18 protein-coding genes, 1 pseudogene and 1 riboswitch are annotated in these 20,246 nt (G+C 68.4%); of the genes and pseudogenes, 7 read left to right on the top strand and 12 right to left on the bottom strand.

Annotated elements, in window-relative coordinates; translation table 11 throughout:
• The first annotated feature begins 86 nt into the window (after positions 1-86).
• Entirely contained in the window at positions 87-1,112 is a 1,026-nt protein-coding gene (locus tag F5X71_RS16560; protein ID WP_238815932.1) for a PQQ-dependent sugar dehydrogenase, read from the top strand.
• Positions 1,113-1,145: 33 nt separating this feature from the next.
• Here the strand turns inward: F5X71_RS16560 and F5X71_RS16555 are convergent, their stop codons facing one another.
• From F5X71_RS16555 to F5X71_RS16545, 3 genes are all read right to left on the bottom strand, one after another.
• The gene (locus tag F5X71_RS16555) at positions 1,146-1,850 is read right to left on the bottom strand and encodes a PQQ-binding-like beta-propeller repeat protein (RefSeq protein ID WP_167462775.1); all 705 of its coding nucleotides are present in this window, start codon (positions 1,848-1,850) and stop codon (positions 1,146-1,148) included.
• Positions 1,851-2,113: 263 nt separating this feature from the next.
• A complete protein-coding gene (locus tag F5X71_RS16550; protein ID WP_167462774.1) occupies positions 2,114-2,452 on the bottom strand; it encodes a hypothetical protein in 339 nt (112 codons plus the stop codon).
• Between the two features lie 101 nt (positions 2,453-2,553).
• Positions 2,554-3,777 carry an ROK family transcriptional regulator gene (locus F5X71_RS16545; protein WP_167462773.1) on the bottom strand — a complete coding sequence of 408 codons (1,224 nt, stop codon included), beginning with the start codon at positions 3,775-3,777 and terminating at the stop codon, positions 2,554-2,556.
• Positions 3,778-3,878: 101 nt separating this feature from the next.
• Here F5X71_RS16545 and F5X71_RS16540 point away from each other — a divergent pair, with 101 nt between their 5' ends.
• Complete coding sequence (locus F5X71_RS16540; RefSeq protein ID WP_167462772.1) at positions 3,879-5,408, top strand: carboxylesterase/lipase family protein; 1,530 nt, start codon at positions 3,879-3,881, stop codon at positions 5,406-5,408.
• Positions 5,409-5,710: 302 nt separating this feature from the next.
• On the top strand, positions 5,711-6,082 hold the full coding sequence (locus F5X71_RS16535) for a hypothetical protein (protein WP_167462771.1): 372 nt from the start codon (positions 5,711-5,713) through the stop codon (positions 6,080-6,082).
• Between the two features lie 55 nt (positions 6,083-6,137).
• Here the strand turns inward: F5X71_RS16535 and F5X71_RS16530 are convergent.
• Positions 6,138-6,338 (bottom strand): annotated as a pseudogene (locus F5X71_RS16530) (alpha/beta fold hydrolase); the annotation flags it as partial.
• A 22-nt stretch (positions 6,339-6,360) separates the two neighbouring features.
• Between F5X71_RS16530 and F5X71_RS16525 the strand changes: the two are divergent.
• Positions 6,361-6,843 (top strand): CGNR zinc finger domain-containing protein, encoded by a 483-nt coding sequence (locus F5X71_RS16525; RefSeq protein ID WP_238815931.1) that lies wholly within the window; start codon positions 6,361-6,363, stop codon positions 6,841-6,843.
• A 61-nt stretch (positions 6,844-6,904) separates the two neighbouring features.
• Positions 6,905-7,570, top strand: a complete 666-nt coding sequence (locus tag F5X71_RS16520) for a hypothetical protein (RefSeq protein ID WP_167462770.1) — start codon at positions 6,905-6,907, stop codon at positions 7,568-7,570.
• Between the two features lie 42 nt (positions 7,571-7,612).
• Here F5X71_RS16520 and coaD read toward each other — a convergent pair whose 3' ends face one another.
• Together coaD and F5X71_RS16510 are read right to left on the bottom strand one after the other, a co-directional pair.
• The gene (coaD, locus tag F5X71_RS16515) at positions 7,613-8,095 is read right to left on the bottom strand and encodes a pantetheine-phosphate adenylyltransferase (RefSeq protein WP_167462769.1); all 483 of its coding nucleotides are present in this window, start codon (positions 8,093-8,095) and stop codon (positions 7,613-7,615) included.
• Between the two features lie 418 nt (positions 8,096-8,513).
• Positions 8,514-8,927 (bottom strand): hypothetical protein, encoded by a 414-nt coding sequence (locus F5X71_RS16510; protein ID WP_167462768.1) that lies wholly within the window; start codon positions 8,925-8,927, stop codon positions 8,514-8,516.
• Between the two features lie 615 nt (positions 8,928-9,542).
• On the opposite strand from F5X71_RS16510, the gene F5X71_RS16505 reads away from it, so the two are divergent.
• Positions 9,543-9,998 (top strand): RrF2 family transcriptional regulator, encoded by a 456-nt coding sequence (locus F5X71_RS16505; RefSeq protein ID WP_167462767.1) that lies wholly within the window; start codon positions 9,543-9,545, stop codon positions 9,996-9,998.
• A gap of 7 nt (positions 9,999-10,005) precedes the next feature.
• Positions 10,006-11,232, top strand: a complete 1,227-nt coding sequence (locus tag F5X71_RS16500; RefSeq protein ID WP_167462766.1) for a globin domain-containing protein — start codon at positions 10,006-10,008, stop codon at positions 11,230-11,232.
• A 216-nt stretch (positions 11,233-11,448) separates the two neighbouring features.
• Here F5X71_RS16500 and F5X71_RS16495 read toward each other — a convergent pair whose 3' ends face one another.
• The 6 genes from F5X71_RS16495 to F5X71_RS16470 all read right to left on the bottom strand — a co-directional run bounded on the left by F5X71_RS16495 (position 11,449) and on the right by F5X71_RS16470 (position 20,203).
• Positions 11,449-12,816 (bottom strand): L-serine ammonia-lyase, encoded by a 1,368-nt coding sequence (locus F5X71_RS16495; protein WP_167462765.1) that lies wholly within the window; start codon positions 12,814-12,816, stop codon positions 11,449-11,451.
• Positions 12,813-14,135, bottom strand: a complete 1,323-nt coding sequence (gene glyA, locus F5X71_RS16490; RefSeq protein ID WP_194250769.1) for a serine hydroxymethyltransferase — start codon at positions 14,133-14,135, stop codon at positions 12,813-12,815. Before glyA ends, F5X71_RS16495 begins: the two co-directional genes overlap by 4 nt.
• Before the next feature lie 42 nt (positions 14,136-14,177).
• Positions 14,178-14,272: riboswitch (glycine riboswitch) on the bottom strand.
• A 202-nt stretch (positions 14,273-14,474) separates the two neighbouring features.
• Entirely contained in the window at positions 14,475-15,260 is a 786-nt protein-coding gene (locus F5X71_RS16485; RefSeq protein ID WP_167462764.1) for an IclR family transcriptional regulator, read from the bottom strand.
• Positions 15,261-15,272: 12 nt separating this feature from the next.
• The gene (locus tag F5X71_RS16480; RefSeq protein WP_167462763.1) at positions 15,273-17,117 is read right to left on the bottom strand and encodes a putative nucleotidyltransferase substrate binding domain-containing protein; all 1,845 of its coding nucleotides are present in this window, start codon (positions 17,115-17,117) and stop codon (positions 15,273-15,275) included.
• Positions 17,118-17,124: 7 nt separating this feature from the next.
• Positions 17,125-18,681, bottom strand: a complete 1,557-nt coding sequence (locus F5X71_RS16475) for a GMC family oxidoreductase (RefSeq protein WP_167462762.1) — start codon at positions 18,679-18,681, stop codon at positions 17,125-17,127.
• The gene (locus F5X71_RS16470) at positions 18,674-20,203 is read right to left on the bottom strand and encodes an APC family permease (RefSeq protein ID WP_167462761.1); all 1,530 of its coding nucleotides are present in this window, start codon (positions 20,201-20,203) and stop codon (positions 18,674-18,676) included. The genes F5X71_RS16475 and F5X71_RS16470 overlap by 8 nt, the downstream gene beginning before the upstream one ends.
• Positions 20,204-20,246 lie beyond the last annotated feature (43 nt).

Genomic DNA, 20,246 nt, shown 5'->3' with positions numbered 1-20,246 from the left:
AGTCAAGTGTCCGGATGTGGTTCTACTTAGTCATGACTTCGGCACTTCGACGTGCGGCACGTTACGCGGGTGCCGCGGTGATCTTGATGATGGCAACGACTTTCGCCACCACGCCCGGTTCGTCCGCGGCCCCGTCGGCGGGCGTACCCGACCTCAACGCACCCCAGGAAGTGGCGCGCGACATCGCCATTCCGTGGGGACTGGCCTTTCTCCCCGACGGCTCGGCCCTCGTCGCACAGCGCAATACCGGTGTGATCCTGCGTATTTCGCCGGGGACCGCGCCGGTGCAGGCGTATCGGGTACCGGGTGTGGTGGCACGCGGTGAGGGCGGACTGCTCGGCCTCGCGGTGTCACCGCAGTATGCCGAGAACGGTTACGTCTATGCCTATTTCACGGCGAGCAACGACAACCGGATCGTCCGCTTCCGGCTGGACGGCCAACCCGAGGCGATCTTCACCGGGATCGCCAAGGCAGGCACGCACAACGGCGGCAGGATCGCGTTCGGGCCCGACGGCATGCTCTACGCGGGCACCGGCGACGCCGGACAGTCGCAGCGGTCGCAGGATCCGGCCAGTCCCAACGGAAAGATCCTCCGGCTGACCCCAGAGGGGAAGCCCGCACCGGGCAATCCGACGCCGAATTCACCGGTCTACACTCTCGGGCACCGCAACGTGCAGGGCCTGGCTTGGGACAGCACCGGACGGTGCTACGCGACCGAGTTCGGCCAGGACACCTACGACGAGGTGAACCGGATCGAGGCGGGCCGCAACTACGGCTGGCCGATTGTCGAGGGCAAGGGCGACACCCAGGGCGGCCGGTACACCAACCCCTTGGTCACCTGGTCCACCCGCGATGCCTCGCCGTCGGGGCTCGCGATCACCGCGAACACGTTGTACGTGGCGGCATTACGCGGCCAGCGGTTGTGGACCATCCCCCTGCGCGCCGACGGCTCGCTGGGTCAACCCGCCGCCGAGCTGCGGGACCGCTACGGCAGGTTGCGCACCGCCCAGGTCGCGCCGGACGGCTCGCTCTGGGTCAGCACGTCCAATACCGACGGGCGCGGCACCGTCCGCACCGGCGACGACCGGGTCGTCCGGTTCCCGGCGCGCTGACTCCTGCCGCCGCACGCACTTCGATCCGGACCGCTAGAGCGGACGCAACGCGAGCAAGGTGTGCGCGGAGGCGTAGAAATAGTGCCCCTTACTGGGCGCCGTCAATTGTCCTTCGCCACTGAATGATTCAGCCTTGGTGTCCACCGCGGCGAACGGGATCTCCCAGGCCGTCGCGCCGGTTCCCGGGTCGATCGCCCAGAGCCCCTGACTGTCGGCGAAGACGACGACGTGTCCGTCCCAACCGGCGGCCGTGCCGCCCCGCTCGGTCAGGACCTGCCATTTCCGCTGGCCGGTGCGCATGTCCAGCCCGGTCATAGTGTGCACGATGTGGTCGCGGAGCAACGCCGTGTCGCCGACGACGGCGACCGCGGTGCCGTCCTTCCCCCCTCCGGCGGTGACGAGATCCGGTGTGGACCAAACGAGTTCGCCGGTCCGACGATCGCGGGCGCCGTCGGCGAGCAGCACCGGAACAGTGTCGTCGGCCGGACGGTCGATCGAAAGACTTTGCACGCCCGCGTGATCGGTCCCGGCGATCGCGCGACCTGTGCGGTCGAGGAGATCGGTGTCGCGGTAGCCGGCGCAGTCGGAGTGCACCAGCTGCACCAACCCACCACGGAGTACGGACATCCGCGAACATCCGGTCAGCTCCGTCGTCCAGGTCTCCGCGCCGGTATCGAGATCGAATCCCGCCAGCCCGACACCGAGACCGAACACGCCCTGGCCGTCGAACACCAGCACCGCTACCGATCACGAATACGCCGACTCCCGTGTACTAGTGCCGAGGGCAGCGACGACGTGGCGCACGCATCGCATCCAGCACAGGGCGCGCCACACACGGCCAGTGCGGCGAACAGAACCTGCGTCGAAACCCAGGCCGTTGCCAGCACGGTTCAACCCGTCGTCGGGCCAAAGCAGAGGACGAGCCGGGTCACATCGGGACAACGACAAGGCGGCCCGAGGCGGCGGACACGACTTCGACAGGCCCGGCGTCAGCGCACGTATTACCAAGCGCCGATGAAGAATTCGAGCACCGCCAGCGCTACGGCGGCCAGCAACGCAACAGCGGCCGCCACGAGCAGGGTGAGGACCCGGGCACGGCGGCGGTCCGGGCCCGCGACTCGTGCCGCGACGACGCCGCCTACGGCGCCGAGCGCCGCCAGCACCGGGCCGCCGCCGAGGATCAGGTAGAACAGGCTCCCCAACGCCGCGTCCCCCACCCCACCGAACCCACGGGCATAGCCCGCCATCGGCACCGGAAAGCGGTACACGAGCGCGGTCAGCGCGGCGGCCACCGGCGCCAGCAGCACCGCCGCCACCGCCCCCAACCCAACCTCACCCATACCTCCAGCCTAAGGCCGCAGCATCCACACCACTTCTCGGGATCTACACCCGTTGTGGGCTGCCAGAAGGGGTGTAGATCCCGAGAAGTGGTGTGTTTCGATCAGAGTGGCCGCGCGCGGGGCACCGTGGCGGGGTCTGCGAGGGCTCGGCGGCGGGCGAACTCGACGACGCCGAGGAGGGCGGCGTCGGCGCCCAGGCGGGCCGGGGTGAGTTCGGGGGCGACGGTGGGGGCCAGGGCTTGGCGGCCGGCGAGCTGTGCGCGGATGACCGGGTCCAGCCACGGGAACCACGGGGTGAGGGTGCCGCCGAGGATCACCTCATCGACGTCGAGCAGGGCCGTGATGGACAGGATCGCGGTGCCCAACGCCCGGCCCGCGCTGGTGATCGCCGCGAGCGCGCGCGTGTCGCATCGGCCGAGAGCCGAGGTGAGCTCCCCGGTCGCGCGCTCTAATCCATCGTCACGCAACAGATCACCGAGTCCGGCCGCGCCGAGCACCGCCTCTGGCCCGGCGTAGCACACCAGACAACCACTGGCACCGCAGAGACACAGCGGCCCATCGAACGAGACCGGCATATGTCCCGGTTCACCCGCGATGCCGTGACTGCCCGCGTGGATCATGCCGTCGAGCACCACGCCCCCACCGATGCCGGTGCCCGCCGCGATGTAGACCACGGCACGCGGCCGCCCCGGATGGGCATGATATTCGGCGAGGGCCGCGGCATTCGCGTCGTTGATCACGTCGATCGGGCAGGTCAGATCGGGCAGCCGCCGATCGATCAACGCACGCAGGCGAACCGGGCGCAGCCAGCCGAACTCCGGTGCGACGAGCACGGTTCTGGCGGCGTCGTCGGCCACCGGTCCGGCCATCGCGACGACGACGCGCACCAGCTCCGCACCCGACGGCGCCGCGGTGCGCGCGCGGCGCACCGCCGCCGCGATCCGGTCCGCCATCGACGCGGGCAGAGCGGTGGCGTCGTCATGCGGTGACATCTCCTGCCACACAAGGGTTCCCGCGAGATCGGCGAGTGCGACGCGCAGGTGCTCGGCGCTGATCTGCACCGCGACCGTCACCGCGCGCCGCGGCACCATGTGGAGCAACCGCCGCGGCCGCCCCCGGCCGCCGAGATGCCGCGCCCCGTCCTCGCCGATCAGCCCGCGCATCGTCAGGTCGGCGACCATCGTGGTGACCGAGGCATGCGACAGCCCGGTCGCCGCCGCGATCTCGGTGCGCGCGCACGGGCCGTGCTCGGCCACATGCCGCAGCACCACACCGAGGTTACGTCGTCGCACCGCCACCGAATCGCGCGCACCGCTACTCGCCATGCTTCCGAGATTATGCAGTTCACGATTTTTTTCAACCATTGACTGATTAGGTCCGGAGTCGCGAACATACCGAGGTCCTTCCAGTCGAATCGAGGTCTGCCATGTCCCGTGCGCGCTTGCGGCGCCGTACCGTCCTGTTCGGCGCCGGCGCGCTCGCGTTGGCGGCGGCCTGTTCCGCCGAGCGCTCGCCCGCCGACGTCGTCCGGACGACCTACGGTCCGGTGCGCGGGGTGCGCCGCGACACCGGGTTCGCCTTCCTCGGCATCCCGTTCGCACAGCCGCCGGTCAGTGCGTTGCGGTTCGCCGCACCCGCGCCGCCGCGGCCATGGACCGAGACGCTGGAGTGCACCGCCTACGGACCCACCGCGCAACGCAGGTCGCTCGCCGAGCTGACGACCATCCCCGAGCCGAGCATCCCCGGCGACGCCGTCCTCAGCGTGAACGTCTTCACACCCGATCCGACCGCGCAGGGTTTGCCCGTGCTGGTGTGGATCCACGGCGGCGGTTTCGTCGCGGGCAGCCCGGCCAGCCCGTGGTACGACGGCGCCTCGTTCAATCGCGACGGCGTGATCGTGGTTTCGGTGGGCTACCGGCTCGGCATCGACGGGTTCCTGCACATCGACGGCGCGCCGGATAACCGCGCGGTGCTCGACTGGGTCGCCGCTCTGCGCTGGGTCCGTGACAACATCGCCGCCTTCGGCGGTGACCCCGGCAAGGTCACCATCGCCGGTCAGTCCGCGGGCGGCGGCGCGGTCTGGGCGCTGCTGGCCACGCCGGCCGCCCGCGGGCTGTTCCGAGCGGGCATCTGCGCCTCCGGCGCGGTGACGCAACCGAACGACCTCACCGCGGGACACGCGCTGGCCGAGCTGTTCACCCGGCGCACCGGAGTACCGGCCACCGCGGCGGCCCTGCGCGCGGTGCCCGAGAACACCCTGCTCGATATGCAGGACGCGCTCCAGGCACCCGGCCCCGGCAGCGAGTCAGTGCCGATGCTGGGCCTGGCCCCGTTCGCCGACGGCGAGCTCATCCCCGAGGCGACCCCGGCACTGTTGAATAACGGTGCGGGCGGCGATGTTCCGCTGCTGCTCGGCTTCACCCGGCACGAATTCAACATGGCGGCGGTCATGGCGGCGCAACACCCGGACGCGGCGGCCGCGAGCCCGCTCGCCCAGGCGGGCCAGAGCATCGACCCCGCCGCACTCCGCGCCGCCTACCCCGACGCGGACGCCACCGAGCTGGCCGGGCAGGCCATCAGCGACAGCATCATTCGTGGACCCTCCTACCAGATCGCCGAAGCACGCGCCCGGCTGAATCTGCCCACCTGGCTCTATGAATTCGAGTGGACCGCAACGTCTCCCGGCTATCACGGCATGGCAGCGCACTGCCTGGATCTCCCCTTCGCCTTCGATCTCCTGCGCGCCACCGGTGTCACCGAGGCCGAGGGTGACGCACCACCGCAAGCCCTCGCCGACGCCATGCACTCATCCTGGGTCGCCTTCGTGAAAGGCGCGGACCCCGGCCCGACCTGGCCCCGCTACACGCTCGACGAGCGTCGAGCCATGATCTGGTCGAACCGGAGCGAGGTGCGCGCCGATCCCTTCGCCGCCCAACGCCGACTCTGGATGCCATAGCAGGAGCTCCTCGGTATGACGAGCCACTAACTGCGACAGTACGTTCCAGCGGATCGAAGCCGCCGGCATCGAGGGGATACCGGATCGGGTCACTCACCCCGACGACGCCCGCGACCCCGTTCTCCTCGATCCCTCCGGCAATATGCTGCGATTTTGTACAGCACGGTACGAGATAGCGAACAACGGCTTGTCAGGTATGCGATCCCGACGACTCAAAGGGCAACAACTTTCGGGGCTTCCTGGATTCCCGCGTGGACAGCAGACTCGATACCCGGAGGAATATCCGACAACGGGGACAACCAATGCCTAATCTGTCACAGGTCGCGGCGGCTCTCGCGGGATGCACCCTGGCACTCGCCATCTTCCCGATAAGTGCTGCGGCACAACCAGAACCGGTCGAAATCGACAACTCTCAGATGGATGCCAGCAAGCCGTACGACTGCCGCGTGACGTCTACGCGATACGGCAAGAACGGCGCGATCGGCGGAAAGTGCAAGGGGGATGGGTATTTCCAAATCCGCATCCTCTGCTACAAATCGAACAGCACATCCTCGGACAGCTCGTACATCTGGGGCGGACGCGCGGACGCACCGAAGGGCACCTCCCTCGCGGTCTGCCGCGGCTCCCACCCCTACATGCTCTCCGACCGCCACGTGAAGTTCTGGCGGACCTGAGCAACACTTTCGGCCGGCCGCCCAACCGTTTTCACCGAGCGGCGGCGAGCACATCCGCCGCGAATCGTTCGTAGCCGGGCCTGCCCATCAGTTCCACCCATGCGGCCGCGATCTTTTCGGTCCCCCACCCGATGGTGGTCGGCTTGTCGCTGTAACCGAAGCCGGGCAGCGAGGGCGCTACGACGTGAAAGGCCGGCGCGCCTGCGTCTTTCGGGTCGGCCAAATCATCTACTACATCTACGAATTCGGCGACGCTGACCGAGCGTCAGGGCGATGCCGTGGAGCGCATTCCCACGCCGCGGCGACTTGCCGACTGGCTGACGGTGAGCGGGCTCGCCGTCGACGCGTGTACCAGCGCTCAGCTCGACCGCGCCCGGGAGTTGCGCGAAGCGATCCACGCCGCGGCGACAGCGGCCGCGATGGGCAAGGTTCCTCCCGTCGCCGCTGTTCACGTCATTATCGAACGCAGCAGGCAGGGTCGGGCCGCGGCTGTTCTGACGCCCGAGGGCAAGCGGGAATGGCGGCTGAATTCGGCCTCCTGCGTGGACGATGCCCTCGGCGTGATCGCCGCCGACGCGATCGACATCCTCGCGGGCGAGCGGGACGGGAAATTGGCCCTGTGCGCGTCGACGACCTGCCGGGCGGCCTTCTTCGATACCAGCCAGAGCCGCACCCGCAAATGGTGCGACATGAACACATGCGGGAATCGGCAGAAAAAGGCGCGTTTCCTCGCCAACCAGCGCGAAAAGTCCAGGGGCTGATCAATTTCGGCGCTCGGCGAGATCAGCGCGACGGTCCCCCATCAATCGATGGCAAGGACTTATGCGGCTGGTGGCGACGGCGCCGGGCCTGCCAGCCTGGAGCCTCGAGGAATCCAGCCACCGGAAACATGCGCAACCACACACCAATTGCGCTCGGGAGACGGCCATTCCAGGGGGCGACAACGAAGATTCCTCGCATTGTGTCCCGAGCGCTTTCCACGAAAGGCTCGAAATGATCAACACCGCAGTCAAGACCGCGTTCACGGCGACGACACTGTGCGCGCTCATGGCGACCGCTCCGCTGGCCCATTCCCAGCCGGAGGACCAGAACGCACCGCCCGGCGACCCAGCGGGTCCGCCGGCTTCGGCGACCGACGCCCCGACCGATGGGCCGGGCGATCGACGGCACGTGAAGATCTCGACCGGATACGGTCTCGGAAACTTCTCCGGCAACGTCTATTTCGCCTCGGCGGACCAGAACCACGGCGGGTTCGTCTTCCATGGAACATCGGACGACACCGAGAACAACGACCAGGAAATCTATCTCCAGGTTTCGGTGGAGGGCTACTCGGCCGTCGAGTTCTACAACCCGGTCGACAAGGACAAGAACTGGAGCAAGGTCGTCTGGGATCCCCAAGCAATCCGCACCAACGAAGCCTGGATGCGCGTCTGCAACTCAGACGCGTGGAGCGACACGTGCAGCGAGTGGAAGCACTTCAAACGCTGACAACAAACGGGAGGTGACTGCGGTGGCATCACGCCACCCCGGTCACAACCGCGTTTCGGCCAGCCGCTCCAACAGTCGGCGCTGCACGGCGGCGGGCAGCAGACCGCGGGTGTCGCCGCCCGCCGCGGCGATCTCCTTGACCAACGAGCTGGACAAGTACCCGTAGGTCGGATCGCTGGCAATGAAGTAGGTGTCCACACCGGCGAGGGCCCGATGCGTGCGCGCCATCGACTGTTCATAGTCGAAATCCCCGCACCGCAGCCCCTTCACGATCACGGTAAACCCTTGCTCCCGTACGCAATCCACCAGCAGCCCCGACCACGATCCCACCAGCACATTGGGCAGATGGCCAGTAACCTCACGCAACATCTCGAGACGCTCATCGGGGCCGAACAGCGTCGTCTTGGCCGGATTGGCCATAACCGTGACCACGAGCTCATCGAATTGATCGGCGGCGCGCTCGAACACATTGACGTGCCCATTGGTCACCGGATCGAACGACCCGGCGCACAGGGCTCTCGACATGCCCACGAACCTACCGCGCCGAATCGCCTAGCCGAACTCCGACTCCATCCACAGCGTGGGCTCGGGGTCGGTAGCGGGCCCCGACGGCATGTCGCCGCCATCGACTGCGCGAAGAAGGACGACCGCGACTATTCCGATCGCCCACAAACCCCAACCGCCACAGCCCGCTTCCGTGTCATGGATCCAGTGTCCACGGTCGACCATGATTGTGGTGTGGCGAGGGGTCTGGTATCCACCGAAGAATCTCGAGACGGGGCCGAACCTCCCCTGGCTACCACCTCGGAATACTGCTGCGCCGCTAGGCCAGTAAGACCTCGGGCCTCGTTCACGACGCTCGCGCCGTTCTTCGCCGCCGATGCCCCGCGCGCTGGCGAACTACTCAAATCATCGGTGGCAAATCATCGGTGGCCCGCGAGAGCTAGCCGAGGTGCAGCGCTACCTCTCCGGAATCGGTTTTCCAGTATTTGCGGTTGAGTTGGGCGGTGCCGGTGCCCTGGGTGTACGGGACGAGGACGGGGAGGCCGGTGGTCGGCTTCAGCAGTACGGTCCAGGTCTCTACCTGTCCGGTGCATTGCAGGGTTACGCCGGGGGGCGAGCTGGTCAGGCTGACCGTGCCACTGCCGTTGGTGTCCATTTTCGCCGAGGCGTCGAGGTAGCCGATGCCGCCGTCGCACAGGTAAGTGCCGGTGGCTTGCAAGCCGTCCGGCGCCGGGGTGACCACGGAATTCAAGGTGATGAATTCGTCTTCGGGCGCGGCATTCGCCGAGGTCGAGCACAGCATTGCCGCCGCCGTCCCGGCCACCGCCACCAGCGCGCATTTCGTACCGAACATCGCTGACCTCCTGAACGACGCCACGAGAAAGTGATCTCGATGGTAATCGGGCCCGCCACCACTCGGGCCGATTCCCGCAACTGCCCCGACGCGGGAGGGCGGGCCCGATCGGCATCGCCCTCGCGGTGCACACCTATCAATGGCGATGGACCGCGAAGCGGTATCGGACCGCGGGGTGCCGGCGACCGCGCGGATACTCGCGGTGCGGATCCGGCAGGGCGGCGAGAACCCGGACGTGGCCGAACTCCGAGTGCGCGTCAGCGGCCCCGGATTCGATGCGTTCGATGCGGACTGCGGGGTCCAGGCCGCACCCGCGAACCGGGGGCCGTCGGAACGTGATCGTCCACCCCTCCGACAACACCTTCGCGATCGGTTACGACCAACTGTGGGAAGACATGGACTTGACATGACATCTGAAGGCACCGCCCAATCTCCGCCGTCACATCGGTCACCTTAGATGGCACGCAGTTCTCATCGATAACCGAAACACACTGGCAGCAACCATTTTCCCACCGCGCAATGTGGCGCGGATTACATAATCCGCGCGATTCCGCGTATTAAACAGCACAGCCGCTGAAAGCGCCTTTTCGAATAGCGATTACGTACGGTGAACTCATGCAGCTCGCCCGGTTCACCGATCTCGCCCTGCGGGCCATGATGCGCCTCGCGGTCAGCGGGTCCGCGGACCAAAGGGTGACCGCGAAACTCATTGCGCGGCAGGTGGACTCCTCGGAGCACCAGGTGGCCAAGGCGGTGTCGCGGCTGGTAGAACTCGGCTTCGTCGCGTCCTACCGCGGCCGCGGCGGCGGGATATTCCTCACCGACGCGGGCCGCGCCGCCACCGTCGGGCAGATCATCCGAGCGCTCGAGGGCGATGCCGAGGTCGTGGCCTGTGTGGGCGACCGACCATGCCCGCTGGCGTCCAATTGCCGTCTACGCCAGGTTCTCCAGGACGCGAAGCAGGCCTTCTATCGCGAGCTGGACAACTACCACCTCGTCGATCTGGTGCACCCGGGCGTGCTCGAGCTGCTGCATCTGCCCGCGATTACCCAACCCGCGCAAGAGAATTGAGGAGATCATGCACACCGCGACCGGTTCACCGAGTGGCCTCGCCCCGGAACTCGAATCCGCACACCAGGCGGTGATCCGCGCCACGCTGCCGCTCATCGGCGCGCGGATCGATGAGATCACCCCGGTGTTCTATCGCAGAATGTTCGCCGCCCACCCCGAATTGGGACGCGACCTGTTCAATCGGGGCAACCAGGCGCAGGGCACCCAGCAGCGGGCCCTCGCGTCGGCGATCGTCACCTTCGCCCGGCACCTGGTCGATCCGGATCTCCCGCATCCGGTCGAACTGCTCTCGCGCATCGGGCACCGGCACGCCTCGCTCGGCGTCACCGCGAGCCAGTACGACATCGTGCACCGGCATTTGTTCGCCGCGATCGTCGAGGTGCTCGGCGCGGAGGCGGTGACCGAGGCGGTCGCCGCGGCATGGGACCGCGTCTACTGGCTGATGGCCACCGCCCTCATTGATCTCGAAACCGGCCTCTACGCCGCGGCAGGCGTCGCGCCTGGCGACGTCTTCCGCAGGGTCGTGGTGGTCGAGCGTGCCGAAGACCCTTCCGGGGTGGTGACTTTCGTCGTCGAGTCGGCCGAGGCAGCGCGTCCGCTGCCGGATTTCCTTCCCGGCAGCTACATTTCGGTCGGTGCGGACCTACCGGACGGCGCCAGACAGCTGCGGCAGTACAGTCTGGTCGACGCACCTGGCACCGGTCGCTACGCCTTCACGGTGCGCGCGATCGCGGCCACCGCGCACGCCCCCGCCGGTGCGGTCTCGTCGTGGCTGCACCACACGGTCGTCGTCGGTGACCACCTCGACATCACCCTGCCCTTCGGTGATCTCACCCTGGACACGGCCGCCGCGACACCGGTGGTGCTGATCTCGGCGGGCGTCGGCATCACGCCCATGGCGGGCATCGTGGCCTACCTGGCGGCCCACAGCCCGGACCGGCCCACCACGGTGCTGCACGCCGACAGTCGCGCGGCCGCCCACCCGCTGCGCGCCCGGGTCCGCGCGTGGTGCGACGAACTCCGCGACGTACGCCTGCGCACCTGGTATCAGGACGAGGGAGACGGCCTGATCGACCTCACCGGTATCGACCTGCCGGACGCCGCGGACTACTACCTGTGCGGCGGCCACGCCTTCCTCAGGTCAGCGCGCGCGCAGCTGCACGCCGCGGGAATTCCTTCCGGCCGCGTGCATTTCGAATCGTTCGCGCCCAACGACTGGCTACTCGCCGACTAGGCCCTTTCTCATGAGGCCCGCCGGATGCCTGCGCGGTTCAGCTCGTCGCCCAGCAAGGTGGAGGAGAGCCGATGCCGGGGTTGTCTCGGTGCCGCCGAGAACGCCGCCGAGCGGCGAGCTGGACCGTGGCGGCGCCGGATGGACTTATGAGACAGGGCCACGGACCTCGTCCAGCAGGGGCGTGCCGAAGTTACTGGACAAGGCCCTGGCGCCCGCTCAGCACTCGACGACGGCGACCGCGAGACCCCCTTGCGAGGTCTCCTTGTACTTGTCGAGCATGTCCGCGCCGGTGGCGCGCATGGTCTGGATCACCTGATCGAGCGAGACGTGGTGCTGCCCGTCGCCGCGAATCGCCATGCGCGCGGCGGTGATCGCCTTCACCGCCGCGATGCCGTTGCGTTCGATGCACGGGATCTGGACGAGGCCGCCGATCGGATCGCAGGTCAGGCCGAGGTTGTGTTCCATGCCGATCTCGGCGGCGTTCTCGATCTGCGCGGGGGTGCCACCGAGCACGGCGGCCAGTCCGGCCGCTGCCATCGCGCAGGCGGAACCGACCTCGCCCTGGCAGCCCACCTCCGCGCCGGAGATCGACGCGTTCTCCTTCATCAGCTGGCCGATCGCGCCCGCGGTGAGCAGGAATTCGACGACGCTGTCCGCGGCGTCGGTGACGAACTGCTGAATGTAGTGCAGCACAGCGGGAATGATGCCCGCGGCGCCGTTCGTCGGCGCCGTGACGACCCGTCCGCCCGCGGCGTTCTCCTCGTTGACCGCCATCGCGTACAGCGTGACCCACTCCATGGCGCGCAGCGGGTCGTTTTCCTCGGCTTCGGCGCGTAACCGATCGAACAGGGTCGCCGCGCGGCGGCGCACCCGCAGCGGGCCGGGCAGCACGCCGGTACTCGACATGCCACGCTCGACACAGCCCCGCATGACGTGCCAGATGTCGAGCAGGTCCGCGCGCACCTGATCGGCGCTGCGCCGGGTCATTTCGTTGGCCAGCACCAGTTCACTGATCGAGCGGCCGGTGCGCGCGGTGAGCGCGAGCAATTCGTCGGCGGTGGCGAACGAGTACGGCACGGCCGTCGGCGATTCGACCGTAAGGCGGTCGATCTCGTCCTCGTCCAGCACGAACCCGCCGCCGATCGAGTAGTAGCGGCATTCCAGCAGTACCCGTCCCGACGCGTCACGGGCGGCGAACAGCATGCCGTTGGTGTGGAACGGCAGCCTGGTGCGGGCCAGCAGCTCGATGTCCTGATCCATCACGAATGTGATCGGTTGTGCCCCGCCGAGATGGATCCGCTCGTCGGCGCGCGCCTCGGCCACGATGTCGCGCATCGTGTCGGGGTCGACCGATTCCGGGCGCGCGCCGGCCAACCCGGCCACGATCGCCTCCATGCTGCCGTGGCCGCGCCCGGTCGCGCCGAGCGAGCCGTACAGCAGCACCCGCAGCGTGGCCGTATCATGCAGCACGCCAGCGCCTTTCAGCCGATCGACGAAAGCCCCCGCGGCACGCATCGGCCCGACGGTGTGCGAACTCGACGGACCGACGCCGACCTTGAACAGGTCGAACACGCTGATGGTCACGCGAGCTCCCGCGCGGCGTCGGCGGCCGACGGAACCTGCTGGGACAGCCCCGCGTACAGCGGGAACCTCTCCGTCAAGACCTCCACCCGCACACTGAACTCGCGCCATGGCTTGCCCACCCGCAACGCCGTCGCGATGATATCGGCGACCTCGACGAACGCCGCGCGATCGAATCCCCGCGCCGCCAGGGCCGGTGTCCCGATCCGTAGGCCGGAGCCGACCATCGGCGGGCGCGGGTCGAACGGAACGGTGTTGCGGTTCACTGTGATTCCCACACTGTGCAGCAGATCCTCGGCCTGCTTGCCGTCGAGCTCGGCGGCACGCAGGTCCACCAGCACCAGGTGCACGTCGGTGCCACCGCTGACCAGTCCGATTCCGGCGGCGCGGCAGTCCTCGGCGAGCAGCCGCTGCGCCAGCAGCCGCGCCCCCTCCAGGGTGCGTTCCTGCCGGTCGCGGAACGCCGGTTCGCCCGCCATCTTGAACGCGACCGCCTTCGCCGCGATCACGTGCTCGAGCGGACCACCCTGCTGACCGGGAAACACGGCGGAATCGAACTTCTTGCCCAGATCCGCGGTGGCGAGGATGAATCCGCCGCGCGGGCCGCCCAGTGTCTTGTGCGTGGTCGAGGTGACGACATGCGCGTGCGGCACCGGCGAGGGATGCAGACCGGCCGCGACCAGCCCGGCGAAATGCGCCATATCGACCATCAGGTAGGCGCCGACCTCGTCGGCGATGCGCCGGAACTCGGCGAAGTCGAGGTGGCGCGGATAGGCCGACCAGCCCGCCACGATCAGCTTGGGCCGGTGTTCGCGCGCCAGCCGCGCCACCTCGTCCATGTCGACCCGCTGGTCCTCGGCCCGAACATGGTATGCCGCAACGTCATACAACCGGCCGGAGAAGTTCACCTTCATGCCGTGGGTGAGGTGGCCGCCGTGGTCGAGCGCGAGCCCGAGGATGCGATCGCCGGGACGCAGCAGCGCGTGCATCACCGCCGCGTTCGCCTGTGCGCCCGAATGTGGTTGCACGTTGGCGTATTCCGCGCCGAACAGGGCACGCAGCCGGGTCATGGCCAGCGACTCGATCTCGTCGACGTGTTCGCATCCGCCGTAGTAGCGCCTGCCCGGATAGCCCTCGGCGTACTTGTTGGTCAGCACCGTGCCCTGCGCCTGCATGACCGCCAGCGGCGCGTAGTTCTCCGAGGCGATCATCTCCAGGCCGTGCTGTTGCCTGCCGAGCTCGCGGCCGACCAATTCGGCGACGAGCGGATCGAATTCGTACAGCGGCACGTCGAGGTCGCTGTGGAGGGCCGGATCTGCCATGGGGAGCCTTTCGTCGACGCGGGTCGCGCGCGTGGGGGTGGCTCCTCCCGCTCTGTCCTATGGCCTGAGAGATTCACGCGTTGCGCGCTTGCCCCGTCGGCGAGTGCCCGGAGGCACTGCTTTTCAGAGTTGCCCGAGGCGCGGCGGTACTGGGCCTGAGAGATTCCCGGGAGGTGTTGCTCCTTCGGCTCTCCGTCGCGAGGACGGAGATCTCCCGCCGCGTGTGAGGCGAGTATGCAGTTGTTGCATATAGCGCAACAACTGCCCTATATGCGACTCAGTATTGTCGGCTATCGCGCGCGTTGTCAACGCCGGAGGGCATCCGCCGGACCGGCTCCGTCAGCCGTAGTAGCCGAGTCTGCGGCTGATGTCCGCGGCGCTCGCGATCGCCAGCTCCGCCACCTCCGCGAATCGATCGGGTCCGAGCCGATAGGACGGTCCGGACACGCTCAACGCCGCGACGATCACCCCGTTGCTGTCCAGCACCGGCGCGGCCACCGCGTTCAGCCCGATCTCGAGCTCCTCGCACACGCTGGCCCAGCCGTTCTCCCTGACCGCGACCAGCTGGGTCGCCAGGTCCGCGACCTTGGTCACGGTGTGCGGCGTGTAGGCCGTCAGCTTGCCGCCGACCCGCTTGCGCATGTCCGCCGGTTCCAGCCCCGACAGCAGCACCTTGCCGCTGGAGGTGGCGTGCGCGGGGCAGCTCTGCCCGACCCAGGAGCGCAACGCGATCGAGCCGGTGCCCGCGGCCTCGACGATGTTGATGATCCGATCCTCGTCCAGCACAGCGAGATTGGTGGTCTCGCCCGATTCGACGGCCAGCGCGTTGCACGCGCCCTGGCTCTGCCCGACGAGATCGACCTGCGCGCTGGTGGATCCGGCCAGCCGGACGATGGAGAAACCGAGCCGGTACTTGCCGCGATCGGACAACTGCTCGACGTAGCCGCGCGATTCCAGCACGGCGACCAACCGCGACACGGTAGATTTGTGCACACCCAGTTCGGCGGCGATCTCGGTGACCCCGGCCTGTCCGAGCTTGGCGATGATCTCCATCACGAGCAGTGCGCGGTCGACGGACTGCACCGCGGCCGTCCGCCCTCGATCCTCACTGTCCCGCTTCGCCATGACACCGCCATTCTAAGCCGAGGTCGCCGCGCGAACGCGGACGCGTCGCCGCACCGCGGCGGTCTCCCGCAGCGCCTCGTTGAGCAGGCTCCGATTCAGCGGCGACAAATCCGACATCGTGACCACATCACCGGGGTGGTGGCCGGCGGCCAGCTGGCCGACCTGATGCACCATCCGCATGCGTTGCAAGGTCGTGAAAACCTCGGTGAGCACGGCCGCGTCGCGCTCGGTGAGCACCCCAGCGGCCGCCGCCGCACGCAGCCGCTCCGGCGTGCCCGCCGCCGTCACCCCCGCCGCGAGGCCGCCCCAGCGAGCCAGGTTGACGATGGGCACCAGTGCGTGGGTCTTCAGATCGAAGGTGCCCCCGCGCCGCGACAGCACGTCCCGCAGCGACCGGGCACGGACCTTGCCGGACAACGCGTCCAGCAGCTGCAGCCGCAACGCGTCGGGATGCTCGGCGGCCATCCGGCCGAAGGCGGCGGGCACCGCGCGCAGCATCGGATCGCCCCACACCACCCGCCCGTCGATGAGCAACGAGGACATGATGAGTCCGCGCCCGTGCAGCGGATCATCGAGCCAGCCTGCCGCCGCCGTCGCCCATTCGCTTTGCGAGCGAGCGAATTTCGGCGCGGCGGCGATCGCGCCGTTGCTGTCCGCCGGTAGCCCGCAGTCGTCGAGGATCGCGTGCGTGCGCCGCGCGATCGCGCGCAGCCGCGCACTGTCGCCGGACAACTCGTCGACCCAGCACAGCGCGCTGTCCACGTCCGAGGAAGGCATCGCCTCGCGCCGGGCGATGCTGCCCAGCGTCACCCAGGAGAACCCGCCCGCGGGCGCGTCGGCGCATTCGGCGCGGGCGAGTTCGAGCGCCTTGCGGATCACCGCGTCCACCACCACCGACAGGATGCCGCTCGTCGCGGCGGCTTTGGTGCCGTTGCGGAACAAATCGACCGTCGTCGCCGGGATTTCCCGGGCGGCCCGCCGCAGCTGCGCGGGGTCGGTCGCCGCGCCGATCGCGCGACGCAGCGTAAAGCTCTGCCGCGCCGAGGCGGCCAGCAGATCGGAGTCCTCGAGCACGCCGAGCACCGCGCCGCGCCTGCTGACGACCGGTAGGTGCCGCAGCCCGCAGTCGAGCATCTCCATCAGCACGGCCTCGCCGGTCAGCTCCGCGCCGACCCGCCGCGCAGGCGCGCTCATCACCCGCGAGATCGCCACCTCGACCGGCAATCCCGCCGCCACCACCCGGACGCGTAGGTCCTGGTCGGTGAAGATGCCGAAGTCACCGTCGGGCAATCGGACCAGCACCGCCGACACGTGCTGTTCGGTCATCCGGACCACCGCGTCGCGCACGGTGGTTTCCGGTGTCACGAAAACCGGTGCGCCCGAGACGAGTTCGCCCGCTGTGCGGGTGCCGAGCACCGGCGAGACCGGGGTGCGGTTGCCGGACCAGGTCTTCCAGCTCGACGAGGCGAGAAACGCCAGTCCGTCCGGTTGCGCGAACCACGCCCGGACCAGCTCGCCGGGCAATCGGATGAGCACGCTCGGCTCGGTTGCCTGGGCGAGGAATTCGGCGCTGCCGCCCATGAGCAGCGGCACGTACCCGAACAGCCCGCCGCGCTCGACGGTGTCGACGGTGCGCTCGCCGTCGCCGCCCGCACCGCTGGGCCGCAGCGCGACCCGGCCCGTCCACAGCATCCAGATCTCGTCGGGCACCTGCGCCGCGTAATCGCGGATCACCGTGCCCGTCGCGAATTCATGCACGGTCGCGGCCGCGGCCAACCGGTCGAGGTCGGCGCGCGGCATCGACTGGAACGGCGCGTGTCCGCCGAGGAACGCCGCTAGTTCGCCCTCCGCAGGCATGCCCGGCTCACGTCGCCCTGATGAGATCCGCGCACTTCTCCGCCATGGCCATGACAGTAATGTTCGGGTTCACCGCGGGCAATTTCGGCATCGCCGAGGCGTCGACCACCCGCAACCGCGATACCCCCTTCACCCTCAGTTCGGGATCGAGCACCGCCATCGGGTCCTCCGGTGCGCCCATCCGCGCCGTCGCGGCCGGGTGGTAGACGGTGTTGTGCGTGGCGTGGATATAGCTCAGCAGCTCGTCGTCGGTCGTCGCGTCCGGTCCGGGCGCGAGCTCGGCGGCGATCCACGGCCGCAGCGGTGACTGCTCGGCGATCTTGCGGGCCAACCGGATTCCGGCCAGCATCACCCGCTCGTCGTGGCCGTCGGGGTCGGTGAAGTACCGGGGGTCGACCTTGGGCCGGTCCCGGAAGTCCCTGCTGCGCAACCGGACCGTGCCGCGCGAGCGACCCTGGGTGACGTTGGGCGTCAGGCAGAAGCCGTTGTCGGTGGTCGGATAGCCGTGGCGCAGCGTGTTCATGTCGAACGGCACACTGCCGTAGTGCATCATCACGTCGGGCAGGCACAGCGCGTCGTCAGTGGTGGCGAACAGGCCGATCTCCCACCACTGGGTGGAGGTGTCGACCATCGGCCGCGCCGCCTCCCAGAACACCAGTCCTTCCACGTGGTCGTCGAGGTTGGCGCCAACGCCCGGCGCGTCGACCCGCACCGGAACACCGATCTCACGCAGATGGTCGGCGGGCCCGATACCGGAGAGCAGCAACAGTTTCGGCGTATCGATGGCGCCCGCGGTGACGATGACCTCACGCCGCGCCGAAACGCTGTCGTATCCGGTGCGGTCGGGCCGTTGATAGCGCACACCGGTCGCCGTGCGCGCGTCGTCGAACAGGATCTCGCTGACCCAGCAATCGGTGCGCACCACCAGATTCGGGCGCGAATCCAGCACAGGATGCAGGTACGCATGCGATGTCGACATGCGCGTACCGTCTTCCGCGGCGTTGATCTGGAACCATCCGGCGCCGTTGCGCACGGTGGTGCCCCGGTTGAACTGCACGGTGGGCAGGCCGACCGCCGCGGCCGCCGCGAGCACCGCGACACCGCAGGGATCGGCGGGCGGCACGTCGCGCAGCCGCACCGGCCCGGTGCGGCTGTGCTGCGGGCCGGGTGCGTCGTTGTTCTCCAGCCTGGTGACATAGGGCAGCACCTCGGCCGCGCTCCAGCCCTTCGCGCCGAGCGCCGCCCACTCGTCCAAACCCTCTGCGGGCGGCCAGAACGCGATACAGGAGTTGTGCGAGGAACAACCGCCGAGCACCTTCGCGCGGGCGTGCCGCAGAAAGCTGTTCCCGCGCTCCTGCGGCTCGACCGGATAGTCCCAGTCGTAGCCGGAATCCAGCAGGTGCATCCAGCGGGTGAGTTCCAGGATGGCGGGATCGCCGACATCGGACGGGCCCGCCTCCAGCAGGCAGACCGACACGGCCGGGTCCGCGCTGAGCCGGGCGGCGAGCACGCAGCCCGCGGTGCCGCCCCCGGCGATCACGTAGTCGAACACCGATTCAGACATCGTTGCGCACCTCCGCGGCGTGTGAAGCGAGAGTTCCGATTCGCTTGCGGCCCTTGATTCCGTACCAGGCGAGTCCGGCGCCGAGGATCGCGCCGATATAGACGAACGCGCCCCAGGTGTTGTACCAGGGCACGCCATAGACCGACGCGCGTGGCCAGGCCAGGTTCAGCGCCATGCCGACGCCCCAGACCACGGCCACGATGTTGACCACCAGGCCCCACCGTCCCATCGTGAAATAGCCGCCCACCGCAAGCTCTTTCGGCGGCCACTGCCCGCGCAGCCGCCGCGCCAGCATCGGCCCGGTCACCATCAGATAGGCCAGGTAGATCATGATGATCGCGATCGAGGTGAGCACCGTGAAGATCTTCGGCTGACCGATGTTGATCACCAGGATGAGCGCGGCCAGCACACCGATCAGCACGGCGGGAATCACCGGTGTCTGCGTCCTCGGGTGCACCCTGGCGAGCTTCTCGCCGAACGGCAGTGCGTTGTCCCTGGCCATCGCGAAGGTGAGCCGAATGGCCGCGGTGTGCACGGCGAGCGAGCACACCGTCACCGCGATCACGATGCAGCACAGGAAGATCGTGCCGAGCGGACCCCACATCACCTGCTCCACAATGTATTGCAGGCCGCCGCTGGAGCTGCCGATCTGCGGATCGGCCAGGTCGGGTGCCGCCATCACCGCGAAGGCCAGGATCGCGCCGCCGATGACGAACGAGGCGAGCACCGCGCGCAGGATCGCCTTGGGCGCGGTGCGCCGCGGCTCCACGGTCTCCTCCCCCAGCGAGCTCGCGGTGTCGAAGCCGTACATCACATAGCCGGAGGCGAGCGAGGCCACCAGGAACGCGCCGAGATAGCCGCCCGCCTCGCCCACGCCGTAGCCGTGCGTCGAGAAGAACACCTGCGGGCCACGAGTAGCGTTGGCCGCCAAGATGATCGCGATCAGGACCGCCGCGATGAGCTCGATGAACACCCCCGAACTGTTGATCATCGCCATCAACCGCACGCCCAGCGCGTTCACCGTGGTGGTGAACACGATCATGACCGTGCCCAGCAGCACGGCGTTGGTGGCGAAGTCGTACTCGCCGGTGCCGTCGCCGATGATCTGGAAACCGTCCCACAGCCGCGGCAGGTTCAACTGCAGCGCGAGCACCACCGCGGCCAGCGTGACGATCGAGGCGGTCAGCATCAACCAGCCCGAGGACCAGCCGACGAGTCTGCTGCCGAGTTGCTTGGACCAGTTGTACACCGACCCGGCCACCGGATAGCGCGCGGCGAGCTCCATGAAACACAGTGCCACCGCCACCTGCCCGACGAATACGATCGGCCACGACCAAAGGTACGCCGGGCCCGCGCTGCCGAACCCGAAATAGAAGAGCTGGAACGTGCCGGTGAGTATCGAGATATAACTGACTCCGGCCGCGAAGCTGGCGAATTTCCCGATGCTGCGATCGAGTGATTCCTTGTATCCGAAATCTTCCATTCCGCTGTCGTCGGACACGCTGTGTTCCGTGGCTACCATTGTCTACCGTGCCTTCCGCGGTTGGCCGTACGGGCTTGTCCGG

This window comes from Nocardia brasiliensis (assembly GCF_011801125.1).
GTDB classification, from domain to species: domain Bacteria; phylum Actinomycetota; class Actinomycetes; order Mycobacteriales; family Mycobacteriaceae; genus Nocardia; species Nocardia brasiliensis_C.
This window is presented reverse-complemented; position numbering and strand designations above follow the sequence as displayed.